General features: G+C 64.0%; 10 protein-coding genes. 5 read left to right on the forward strand and 5 right to left on the reverse strand.

Features of this window, described 5'->3' with window-relative positions; translation table 11 throughout:
* Nucleotides 1-34: 34 nt before the first annotated feature.
* The 3 genes from O2807_05950 to O2807_05960 are packed head-to-tail and all read right to left on the reverse strand — an operon-like array spanning nucleotide 35 to nucleotide 1,192.
* The gene (locus O2807_05950; protein ID MDA1000045.1) at nucleotides 35-496 is read right to left on the reverse strand and encodes a hypothetical protein; all 462 of its coding nucleotides are present in this window, start codon (nucleotides 494-496) and stop codon (nucleotides 35-37) included.
* The gene (locus tag O2807_05955; protein ID MDA1000046.1) at nucleotides 496-858 is read right to left on the reverse strand and encodes a hypothetical protein; all 363 of its coding nucleotides are present in this window, start codon (nucleotides 856-858) and stop codon (nucleotides 496-498) included. Before O2807_05955 ends, O2807_05950 begins: the two co-directional genes overlap by 1 nt.
* Nucleotides 848-1,192: a hypothetical protein gene (locus tag O2807_05960; GenBank protein ID MDA1000047.1), complete on the reverse strand. Its 345-nt coding sequence runs from the start codon at nucleotides 1,190-1,192 to the stop codon at nucleotides 848-850. The genes O2807_05955 and O2807_05960 overlap by 11 nt, the downstream gene beginning before the upstream one ends.
* Nucleotides 1,193-1,378: 186 nt before the next feature.
* Here O2807_05960 and O2807_05965 point away from each other — a divergent pair, with 186 nt between their 5' ends.
* The gene (locus O2807_05965) at nucleotides 1,379-1,837 is read left to right on the forward strand and encodes a hypothetical protein (protein MDA1000048.1); all 459 of its coding nucleotides are present in this window, start codon (nucleotides 1,379-1,381) and stop codon (nucleotides 1,835-1,837) included.
* A gap of 464 nt (nucleotides 1,838-2,301) precedes the next feature.
* Nucleotides 2,302-2,613: a hypothetical protein gene (locus O2807_05970; GenBank protein MDA1000049.1), complete on the forward strand. Its 312-nt coding sequence runs from the start codon at nucleotides 2,302-2,304 to the stop codon at nucleotides 2,611-2,613.
* 105 nt (nucleotides 2,614-2,718) lie between these two features.
* Here the strand turns inward: O2807_05970 and O2807_05975 are convergent, their stop codons facing one another.
* A complete protein-coding gene (locus tag O2807_05975) occupies nucleotides 2,719-6,732 on the reverse strand; it encodes a GAF domain-containing protein (protein MDA1000050.1) in 4,014 nt (1,337 codons plus the stop codon).
* A gap of 344 nt (nucleotides 6,733-7,076) precedes the next feature.
* Between O2807_05975 and O2807_05980 the strand changes: the two genes are divergently transcribed.
* The 3 genes from O2807_05980 (at nucleotide 7,077) to O2807_05990 (ending at nucleotide 9,222) form a co-directional block, all read left to right on the forward strand.
* Nucleotides 7,077-7,688, forward strand: a complete 612-nt coding sequence (locus tag O2807_05980; GenBank protein ID MDA1000051.1) for a superoxide dismutase — start codon at nucleotides 7,077-7,079, stop codon at nucleotides 7,686-7,688.
* A 23-nt stretch (nucleotides 7,689-7,711) separates the two neighbouring features.
* Nucleotides 7,712-8,176, forward strand: a complete 465-nt coding sequence (locus O2807_05985; protein ID MDA1000052.1) for a redoxin domain-containing protein — start codon at nucleotides 7,712-7,714, stop codon at nucleotides 8,174-8,176.
* A gap of 167 nt (nucleotides 8,177-8,343) precedes the next feature.
* The gene (locus O2807_05990; GenBank protein ID MDA1000053.1) at nucleotides 8,344-9,222 is read left to right on the forward strand and encodes a methylenetetrahydrofolate reductase; all 879 of its coding nucleotides are present in this window, start codon (nucleotides 8,344-8,346) and stop codon (nucleotides 9,220-9,222) included.
* Nucleotides 9,223-9,285: 63 nt separating this feature from the next.
* Here the strand turns inward: O2807_05990 and O2807_05995 are convergent.
* Nucleotides 9,286-10,515, reverse strand: a 1,230-nt coding sequence (locus O2807_05995) for a glutamate synthase subunit beta (GenBank protein ID MDA1000054.1), incomplete at its 5' end; no start/stop codon positions are given.

Genomic DNA, 10,515 nt, shown 5'->3' on the forward strand with positions numbered 1-10,515 from the left:
AAGCGCCCCGCCGCAAGAAACGTCCCCAGGCCCGCTAGCGCCCTCCGGCGTCCATCCTCTTTTCCTCCAATCGTTCGAGACAATCGCCCGGAACGTCCGGCGCCGCCGCCGTCTCGGGCTCTTCTTCATTCAGCAGTGCTATCAACTGATCGAGCAGATCGGGCCGATCCGGAAGCTCCGCCTCCATCTCGGCGATGATCTCCTCTTTGGCTTTGTCCTTCGCGCGGCTCTCCTGAAGGCGGAGCCGGCCCGCCGCGATGCGCGTCTGCTCGAGGCGGACGAGCATCTGGGCAAGCTTCTCGGGAGAGAGCGCCGCCACATCCTCCTGCGAGAGGGCGGCGGCAGCCTCCAGCGCCTGCCCGAACAGCAGCCTTCGCGCCAGGGCGGCCATCTCGGCTTCGCTGGCATCCTGCTCCCCGGGCAGGAACCGATCGACCAGAAGGCCGAGCTCGCGCACCTTGCCCACGGCCCGCATCAGATACCCCCGTTCCGGCATCAGAGCTCCCCCGTCAGGATGTCGGGATCCTCCGGCACCGCCCCCTCGAGGAGGCCCCGGCCCCGGCGGGTGAGATGCACCTCGTAGTCGGTCAGGAGGCGCCCCAGCGCGCCGGGCTGTTTCTTCCGCAGGAAGCCCTTTTCCCCGAGCGCGTCCACGAAGCGCTCGAGCGTCCCGCGCGAGAGCGAACCGCCCGCCTCCCGGTGGCCCGCCTCGCAGAGCGTGCCCCAGAGCATCAGGCTCCCGAGCGAATCGTGCGGCCCGAAAGCGCCCTGGTAGTAGAGCGTCTTGAGAATGTCCCCGCGGAGAATGCGCTGCGCCAGTTCGTTCACGTCCCTTTTCGCCTCCCTTTCAATCCGCATCCCCGCCGCCGAACTCGCGGAGCGCCACCCCGCTCCCGCGCAGTGCGGCAATTCCCTCGTTCGCCCGGCGCAGCTCGGAGAAGACCTCGACGAAGGACTTGCGGATGGCCTCCAGCTCGCGGGTCAGATCATCGCGCCGGGCATAGCGTACATGGATCTCATCAATGCGCCCCTCGGCCCGGTCGAGCCGAAAGCGAAGGCGCTGCTCGGCCTGCTCCATCCGCCCGCGAAGCTCCGCATAGACGATCCGCCCGAGGACGCCCGCCAGGGAGAGCGCCACGGCGAGGGCGGCGGTCACCAGTCCTCCCGGGCTCTCCCAGAAAACATCCGGCATCGAAAACACTCCTCGGCAAAGGGCCGCACAGCGCGGAACCGTTCCGCGCCCCGGAGAGCGAATGTAGCGCACGGGGCGGCAAAAACCGGTGCAGGAGATTCGGGGTATCGTGGCGCGCGCGGTGCGAATCGGCGACAATCGGCCGGACGCCGCCGTTTTCGCGCAAAAAAGAGGAAGCCCGACGAGATGCGTGCCCGGAGAATCTTGGTTTTGGCCGTTTTCCTCACCGTGATCGGGTGCGCGGGGATCGCCCGCGCCCACGGCTCGGAGGAGCTGGAGATTTTCGTCTACCTTCTCGAGGAGCCCGGCTTTTTCCGCATCGCCACGTTTCTCTTCGGGGGGCTGATCGTCCTGCTCGGGGGATATGTCCTATGGAAGGGAAACCGTGCGCTCGGGCACGCGGGCGGGCGGCGGGCGGCGATGCTCGGGCCGGGTGCCGTGATCCTGCTCATCGGGGCGGGCGCGATCTTGATCGGCCTTTTCATCGTGCCCGATCAGGTGACCCAGCCCCATCACCAGGGGGAAGGGGGCAAGGCCGCCCCCCGCCTCCAGACGCTTCCCTCGCCCGCTTCAGGCGCTTCCTCGAAGGAAGCGATGAAGCAGGTCATCTCGCCGGGCCGCCCAAAAAGCGGTTCATCTCCCTGATCTGTCCCTCGATCTTTTCGATGTAGCCCCGGAGGCGGATTCCCTGGCCTCTTTGATGGCGCTTGAGCGCCACGATGTAGCCGAGCACCTTGCCCCACTTTTCGAGCCGGAAGCAGATGCGCGGCGGCGAGAAACACGGGCCCCTCCGGCCCGAAAAAGAGCGCGGAAATCCGCTCCATCACCCCTGCCATACGCCCCCCTCCTCTTCTTTTCGGCCGGCCGGGCGTCCCGAATGCCCCACCCGGCAAAACACGCGCCGCCAGCCTGGCCCCTCCCGCGCGGGCAGCGGATGCAGGAGAGTCCGGGGGGATTGGACAGAAAGGAATTTGCTGGTAAAATCAAGCGTTATCCAGATGGAAGATACAGGTGGCAAATGAATGTTGGGCGCTGAGGATTGGCCGGCTTTCGCTTTTCTCGATTCGATGTATCAGCGCTTCTTTTCCGGAGACGGACAGGAGGACATGATGAAAAAAATCACTGCCATGATGATCCTGGCCAGCGTCTTTCTCGTAATGCCCGTTTCCACGCCGGTGACGGGACCCGCCGTGGCCGCGGCCGCGGAGAAAAAAGCCGACTTCGGCTCCGCCGCCCTGGACGTTCTCATTGTCCGGCCAGTGCAGATTGTCATCTGGGCCGGGGCGCTGATCACCTACCCGGTGGCCGCCCTGCTCGATCCGCTGTTCAACGACGACCCGAAACGGCTGAAGAAAGAATGGCTCAACCGGCACCACTACAACGCCTTCGAGCGGAAGATCGGCGATTTCGACTTCCAGTAGCCGGGCGGGCCGGCATCCTCTGCTAAAAAACGAAAGGGCGGCTCCCGGCGGGGCCGCCCTCTTTTTTGCATCGCAAGGCAGATGGCGGGGCCGCCGCCCGCGCCCTCACCCCCCCGCCGCTCCGTGCAGGGGGAAGAAAAGGCGCACCGCGGTGCCCGCGCCCGGGGCGCTTTCCACCTCGACGCTCCCGCCGTGCTGTTCCATGATGCGGTAGACTATGCTGAGCCCGAGGCCGGTTCCGTGGTCGCCCTTCGTCGTGAAAAAAGGCTCGAACACCTTTTCGCACATCTCCGGGGTCATCCCCTTTCCGGTGTCCCGGACCGAAACGAGAAAGCCCTCCTGCGCGGTGCCGGTGGAAATGGACAGGCGCCCTCCCTCGGGCATGGCGTCGATGGAGTTGTTGATCAGGTTGATGAGCGCTTCCTGGATCTCGGCCGGATCGCCCCGTATGAGCGGATGCTCGGCGCCGGCGGTCACCTCCATCTCGATCTTCCGCCCCGTTTTTTCGTATTCGCTCTTCCAGAGCGGGCGTGTCATCTCCACAACATCGCGAACCACGTCGTTCAGGCTCACCTGTTCGTACGGCCGCCGCTCCCGCTTTCGGGAGAAATCCCGAAGGCGTCTGACCGTCTGGGCGCCGCTCCGGGCGGCCTTCTCGATGATTGCCATCGTGCGGAGCACCTCGGGCGCCTGGACCGTTTCCTGAACCAGCTCGGCCCGCCCGAGAATAATCGAAAGCACATTGTTGAAATCGTGGGCGACGCCGGCGGCCAATTGGCCCAGCGCCTCGAGCTTCTCCCTGTGCCGAAGCTTCCCCTCCATCATGAGCCGCTCGGTGATGTCGCGCACCAGGACGATCATCCATGTCCTTCCCTCGATCTCGATCAGCGAGGCGGAGGCCTCCGAGGGTATCGCCATGCCCGACTTGGTGCGGCAGTTCAGCTTGCCTATCCATCCTTTTCCCTTCGCGTATACCTTCCGCGCGAAGCGAAGCAGGCGGGGCATGTCCTCGGAGTGGATCGAAGAGACCGGCGCTCCGACAAACTCCTCCCGCGAATAGCCGAGCATCCGGCATGCGGTGGGATTCGCGTCGAGAATCTCATCGCGCCAGGGGTCGATCACGAAAATGGCGTCGTTCGAGGCTTCGAATATCCGCCGGAAGCGCGCCTCGCTCTCACGAAGAACCCGCTCTGCGCGGATGCGATCGGTGAGGTCTTTGTGAATCGCCGCGACGGCGACGACTTTTTTGTTTATTTTCACGGGCGAGAGGGTGATCGAAACCGGAACCTTGACCTTTTCCTTTGTCACGTTGTACTTATCAAAGGTGCGTGTTTTCCCGCTTTTCCGCACAAAGCGCGCATGCCGGGCTGCCGCCTCCCATTCCTCCTGGGCGGTCAGCAGGCGGATGTGCTCCCCGATGGCTTCTTCCTTCGAATAGCCGTACAAGTTTTCGGCGCCCGAATTCCAGTAGATGATCCGCCTGTTTTCATCGGTGATCACCACCGGGTCCGCCGTCTCCCGCAGAACGCTGTCAAGGAAATCCCGGCTCCGCCGCACCTCCTCGTGCAGCCGGGCCCGCTGGATGGCCACTGCCGCCTGATCGGCGAAGGCTTGCGCGAGGGCCAACTCGCCCTCCGCAAATTGGTGGATATCCTCCCAGAAAAGGTTCAGCGTCCCGAACGCCCTGCCGTCATGCATGAGGGGGCAGATCAGCAACCCCCGGAAACCCTCTTCCTGGGGAAACCGGAGCGGGAAGGGGTAGCGAGGATCGGTCCAGACGTCGGCGATCGCAAGCGTCCGGGGTGTGTTCAGGACCTGGCGGCTCATGGTGGCGTCAAAATTCTCCCGCAGCCGCCGGAGATGGGATTCGGAGACGCCGCGCGCGTAGGGGAAATTGATCTCCCCCGTTTCTGTCTCGCGCACAATGATAAGACACTGGACGGATCCCAACAGGGTGGTGCTTCCCGCGTCAATGCCCTTGAGTATCTCTGGAAGCGAGAGCCCGGAGGTAATGCTTTTCGCCGCCCTCTGAAGACTCTCCAGGGCGGCGATGCGCTCTTGGGCCACCTCGTGCAGCTTGGCGTTCTCGATGGCGATCACCACATGATCGGCGAAAGTCTGGGCCAAGGAGATTTTAGAAGCGGACAAATCATACTGCTCGCCCCAGTGAAACCCAAGGGCGCCGATCACCTCCCCCTTGTAAACGAGATTCAGGGCCAACAGGGAGACGATCTTTTCTTCTTGTGCAATTTTCCTCGGAAGCATGTACCGCTCATCCGTCATCACATCCCGTATGTACTTATATCCTTTTTCCTCCACGACATGGCTGCTCAGTACCTGATCGGCATTCTCCCGGAGGGCCGCCACATACCGCTCCGAAATATTCAGGCTGCAAAAGGTGAAACCGTCGTTGGTTCCCGGCCATTTCGTCATGACGGCACAACGATCCGTTCCCAACAAACGCCCGCCCTCTAAGGCGATGCGCTCGAGCAGGTCGGGCAACTGCCGCTGAGATGTCAGTTCCTTCGCCGCCCCCTGAAGACTCTCCAGGGCAGCGATGCGCTCTTGGGCCGCCTCGTGCAGCTTGGCGTTCTGGATCGCAAGCGCCACATGATCGGCGAAGGCCTGGGCCAGATTGAGCTGGGAATCAGATAGTGTCCGGGGGGCGTCCCAGTAAAAATTCAAGGAGCCGAATCCCTCACCCTTGTGTATCAACGGCAGGGTGAGGAGCGAGGCGATGCCCTCTTTCCGCACAACCTCCGGCGGGAAGGGATACCGTTCATCCTCCAGAAGGTTGGGGATGAACACCAGCCGGCGATCCCGGATGGCGCTGCAGGCGACGGTACGCTCCGGATTCTCCTGGAGCAGTTCCACGTATCCTTCCGAGAGCCCCCGGTTGAAAAAGACAGGGCCGGCGGCGTTTTCCAAAAATTGATTGAGCACCAGGCAGCGATCCGCCCCGAGCAGGCGGCCGCCCCCTGAGGCGATGTGCTCCAGAAGCTCGGGAAGCTGCCGCTGGGTGGTCAGCTCCTTCGCCGCCTTCTGCAGGCTCTCGAGCTCGGCGATGCGCGCCTCGGCCGCTTCGTGAAGACTCGCGTTTCCGATCGCGATCATCGCCTGAACGGCCAGCGCCTCGAGAAACTCCAGATCCTCCTGGCTGAAATGATTGAGATTTCTCGCCAGGCATGTCAGCGCACCAACCACCCGGCCGTCCTGGATCAGGGGGCACCCGATGTAGGAGTGAATGCCGTGCTTGCGAATCCACTCGGGGGTGAGAAAATCCGGCTCCGCGCGCAGGTCTCCGAGAAGGACCGCCTCCCTTTTTTCCACCATCCTTCCCGTGATGCCCATTCCGGGCTGGAAGTGAAACGGGCGGTCGGGGGTGGGGTTCAAGCCGCCGGCCGCACAAAGCACATAATCCTCCGCCCCCTCCTCCCGGAGATAGATCCGCGAACAGTCCCCGCGGAGAAGCTCCGCCAGGGCTTGAGCGATCCGATTCAGCACCTCGGGGAGGTTCAGGTCCGCGGCGATATGTCCGGTGAGTTCATTGAGAACCGCGAACCGCTTCGCCCGCTTGTCGATCTCTTCGATCAGGAGAAGCTTTTCCATCGCGGTCGAGGCATAACCCGCCAGGATATCGAAAGGCTTGAGCGATTCCGCATCGAAATGGCCTTTCTCGAGCGAGAGGACGACAAATACACCCGAAACCTCGCTCTCCCGCCGGATGGGAAAGGCGGCGGCGCTGGCGATGCCCACGCTTCGGGCCCATGGGCTGCCGACCCAGCGCTCATCCCGATCGACATCGGCGATCATGCTGGGCCTTCCTGTTTCGGCCACCCATCCGACCAAACCCTCGCCCGGCCGGAAACTGGGGCAATGGTGCATCAGCTGCGCCGCATCCAGGCCACCGCGGGCGGCCGAGGCCCGCATCCGGAAAATCCCATCCGCTCCGCGAAAAAAGATATTGCAGAGGTCAATATCCTCTGAATCGAGGGCCGCACGCACGAGGGCGTCCGCCATCTCCGGCAGCGTTTTCGCCTGGGAGACGGCCAGACCGAGCCGGGCCATTCCGTGCAGCTCGTCCTCTATGAGAAGCGCCTTTCGAACATCGCCGCCCATGCTTCCCTCCGGGCAAAGGGAAAAATTCGGCTATGAGGAAGATGTGGCCGCACGGCCAAAGCGAAAAACATAAAATACAAGTTAATCTACTATATGTGTCAGTGTCAATTACTTCTCGCGCGCGCCCTTCCCCTCCGAAGGAAGGAGCCAGACGGCCGGGGGGGGCATATTTCGGAGTAAATAGTTGCTTTTAAAAGACAAACTCGGTTTGACGGTTTCCGGCTTCTTGAATAAGATTCCCCCTCTTAAAAACGGAATACAAGGACGCTCCGGCGGCGGGGGGGCTCCCTTCTCCGGCGGAAGCGCCTTTTCCCTTCACCCCGATCCACGAGGAGAGCAAACCGATGGCTTTTGAACTTCCCAAGCTCGATTACGCGTATGACGCCCTCGAGCCGCACATTGACGCGCGGACGATGGAGATTCACCACACCAAGCACCACAATGCCTATACGACCAACCTGAACAACGCCCTCGCCGGCACCAACCTTGAGGGCAAGGGCATCAAGGACATCCTCTCGAACCTCTCGAGCGCGCCCAAGGACAAGCAGGGCGCGATCAACTTCAACGGCGGCGGCTACGACAACCACTGCACCTTCTGGAAAAACCTCAGCCCCAAGGGCGGCGGAGAGCCGAGCGGCGCCCTCGCCGACGCCATCAAGGCGGCCTTCGGCGACTTCGCCGGCTTCAAGGATGCCTTCAGCAAGGGCTCGGCCGGCATTCAGGGCAGCGGCTGGGGCTGGCTCGCCACCAAGCCCGGCTCGGGCAAGGTCGAGTTCAAGGCCATGCCGAACCAGACGAGCGTCCGCACCGAAGGATATGTTCCCCTCCTCGGCATTGACGTCTGGGAGCACGCCTACTACCTCAACTACCAGAACCGCCGGCCCGACTACATCGCCGCCTTCTGGAACATCGTCAACTGGAACGACGTGGCCGCGCTCTTCAAGGCCGCCAAGTAACGGACGGAAAAAGGAGTTTTAAGATGGCACTGAGTGTTGGAGACTCCGCCCCCGATTTCGAGCTTCCGCGGACGCTCGCCGAGGGCGACACCGTGAAGCTGAGCGATTTTCGGGGCAAGAAAAATGTTCTGCTCTGCTTCTATCCCTTCGACTTCTCGGCCGTGTGCAGCGAGCAGCTTCCGGGCTACCAGGCGAACGCCGGCAAGTTCTCGGCCGCGAACTGCGAAGTCATCGGCATCAGCGTGGACAGCCCCTTCGCCCACGCGGCCTGGGCCGAGAAGTACGGCATCGAATTCACGCTCTTGAGCGATTTCTTCGGCAAGAAGACGGTCGGGGCCTACGGCCTGCTCAACGACAAGGGATTCAGCAACCGCGCCGTCATCCTCGTGGACAAGGCGGGCAAGATCGCCCACATCGAGGTGACGGCCGCGCCGCCCCAGCCCCCCGATGACGCGAAACTCTACGCGTCCCTCGATAAGCTGAGCTGAAACACCCTTCCGCGAAACCCCCGCCCAGCGACGGAGCCCTCCGCGCCGGGCGGTTTTTTTTGCCCGGCGGCATCCGGTCCGGTTGCGCTCCCCCGGTGTTTGCGGGATGCTGATTTCCGCTGTTTCCGGCATCGCCCACCTCAGAGAAGGACACACGCTTTCCTGCCATGACCTCCATCGCAGAGCGCATCGCCTCAAAGAATTTGACCATCTCGATCGAGCTCTTCCCCCCCAAGGACGAGAAAGGGGCCGAGCGCGTCCTGCGCGAGATGGAGAAAATTCACGCGGCCATGGACGTCGCCTTCACCTCGGTCACCTACGGGGCGGGGGGCTCCACCCAGGAGGGCACCCTCAAGCTCGTCCTCGAGCTGGCCAGACGCCATCCCGGCCGGGTGGTCGCCCACCTCACCTGCATCGGCGCCACCGAGGCGCGCCTCAGCGAACTCCTGCAGACCTACCAGGCGAACGGGATGCAGGACATCCTCGCCCTGCGCGGGGACATCCCCGAGGGGATGAACAAGGAGGAGGCCGCGGCCGGGGGGTTTCACTACGCGGTCGATCTCGTGCGGTGGCTCCGCCGCAGGGGCGGTCTCGACTCGATCGGGGTGGCCGCCTACCCCGAGGGGCACCCTGAGACCCCCGACAAGGCGAAAGACCTCCACCACTTCGCCGAAAAGGCCGCCGCCGGGGCCGACTACGCCATGACCCAGTTCTTTTTCGAGAACGAAGACTTCGCGCGCTTCCGCGATGCGGCCGCCGCCGCGGGGGTCGCGATTCCCATCGCGCCGGGCATCATCCCGGTCCGCAACCTCGATCAGATCCTCCGCTTCGCCGGCATGTGCGGCGCCAAGGTGCCGGGCCGCGTCATCGGCGCCCTCGATCCCCACCGCGAGGACCCGGAAGCCTTCAAGGAGACATCCGCCGATCTCGCCGCGGCGCAGATCGAAAGCCTCATCGCCCTCGGCGTCCCCCACGTTCACATTTACGCCCTGAACCAGTCCGACATCATCCTCGGCATCGCCGAGCGGATGGGCTGGGGGAGATAGACACAAAAAAAACCCCGGGGGGGCGCCCCGGGCAGCTTAACGCCAAAAAAAAATTCTTCTTCCTTACTCCAGCGGCGCGGGGAGGTTGGTCTCCCCCATGAGGTGCCGATCCACCGCCCGGGCGCAGGAGCGGCCCTCGGCGATGGCCCAGACGATGAGGGACTGGCCGCGCTGCATGTCCCCGCAGGTGAAGACGCCGGGGACGCTGGTCATCCAGTTTCCGTCGCGCTTCACGTTGCCGCGGTCGGTCATCTCGACGCCGAGCTCCTCGAGCATCCCCTTCTTTTCGGGGCCGAGGAAGCCCATGGCCAGGAGGACGAGATCGGCCGGGTACTCCTTGTCGGTGCCGGGCACGTCCAGGAAGCTCATGCGCCCGTTGTCCACCTTCATCTCCACCGTGACGAGGTGGAGCTTCTTCACGTGACCGTTCTCGCCCATGAACTTCTTGGTGGAGACGGAGAAGAGCCGCTCGCCGCCCTCCTCGTGGGCCGAGGAGACGCGGAAGACTTGCGGGTAGAGGGGCCAGGGGTTGTTCGGCGCCCGCTCCTCCGGCGGGCGGGGCAGGAGCTCGAGCTGGAGGACGGAGGCCGCCCTTTGGCGGTGGGCCGTGCCCAGGCAGTCGGCCCCGGTGTCGCCGCCGCCGATGATGACGACGTGCTTGCCCTTGGCGGTGATGACTTTCCCGGAGGGGAGCGCATCCCCCTCGCAGACGCGGTTCGAGAGGGGCAGGTATTCCATGGCGAAGTAGACGCCCTTGAGCTCCCGGCCCGGGATGGGCAGGTCGCGCGGCAGGGTGGCGCCCCCGGCGAGGACGAGGACGTCGTTCTCCTCCCGAAGCTTTTGGGCCGGGACGTTCACCCCGATGTTGGAGTTGGGGCGGAAGATGACGCCCTCCTCCTCCATCAGCTTGAGGCGGCGGTCCAGCACCCGCTTCTCCATCTTGAACTCGGGGATGCCGTAGCGCAGCAGCCCGCCGATGCGGTCCGCCCGCTCGTAGACGGTGACGGTGTGGCCCACGCGGTTGAGCTGCTGGGCCGCGGCCAGGCCCGCGGGGCCCGATCCGACGATGGCGATCTTCTTCCCCGTGCGCACCTTGGGGAGGATGGGCTTCACCCAGCCCTCCTCGAAGGCACGGTCGATGATGGAGACCTCGATCTGCTTGATGGTCACCGGGTCGCTGTTGATGCCCAGGACGCAGGACCCCTCGCAGGGCGCCGGGCAGAGCCGCCCGGTGAACTCGGGGAAATTGTTGGTGGCGTGGAGGCAGTCGATGGCGTCCTGCCAGCGGTTGCG

The sequence above is a fragment of the bacterium genome (genome assembly GCA_027622355.1).
GTDB lineage: Bacteria > UBA8248 > UBA8248 > UBA8248 > UBA8248 > JAQBZT01.

Bases quoted from the DNA above. Each gene is read 5' to 3' on its own strand.
- O2807_05985 (MDA1000052.1), top strand. From the start codon at position 7,712: ATGGCACTGAGTGTTGGAGACTCCGCCCCCGATTTCGAGCTTCCGCGG.
- O2807_05970 (MDA1000049.1), top strand. From the start codon at position 2,302: ATGAAAAAAATCACTGCCATGATGATCCTGGCCAGCGTCTTTCTCGTA.
- O2807_05965 (MDA1000048.1), top strand. From the start codon at position 1,379: ATGCGTGCCCGGAGAATCTTGGTTTTGGCCGTTTTCCTCACCGTGATC.
- O2807_05990 (MDA1000053.1), top strand. From the start codon at position 8,344: ATGACCTCCATCGCAGAGCGCATCGCCTCAAAGAATTTGACCATCTCG.
- O2807_05955 (MDA1000046.1), bottom strand. From the start codon at position 858: ATGCGGATTGAAAGGGAGGCGAAAAGGGACGTGAACGAACTGGCGCAG.
- O2807_05950 (MDA1000045.1), bottom strand. From the start codon at position 496: ATGCCGGAACGGGGGTATCTGATGCGGGCCGTGGGCAAGGTGCGCGAG.
- O2807_05980 (MDA1000051.1), top strand. From the start codon at position 7,077: ATGGCTTTTGAACTTCCCAAGCTCGATTACGCGTATGACGCCCTCGAG.
- O2807_05960 (MDA1000047.1), bottom strand. From the start codon at position 1,192: ATGCCGGATGTTTTCTGGGAGAGCCCGGGAGGACTGGTGACCGCCGCC.
- O2807_05975 (MDA1000050.1), bottom strand. From the start codon at position 6,732: ATGGGCGGCGATGTTCGAAAGGCGCTTCTCATAGAGGACGAGCTGCAC.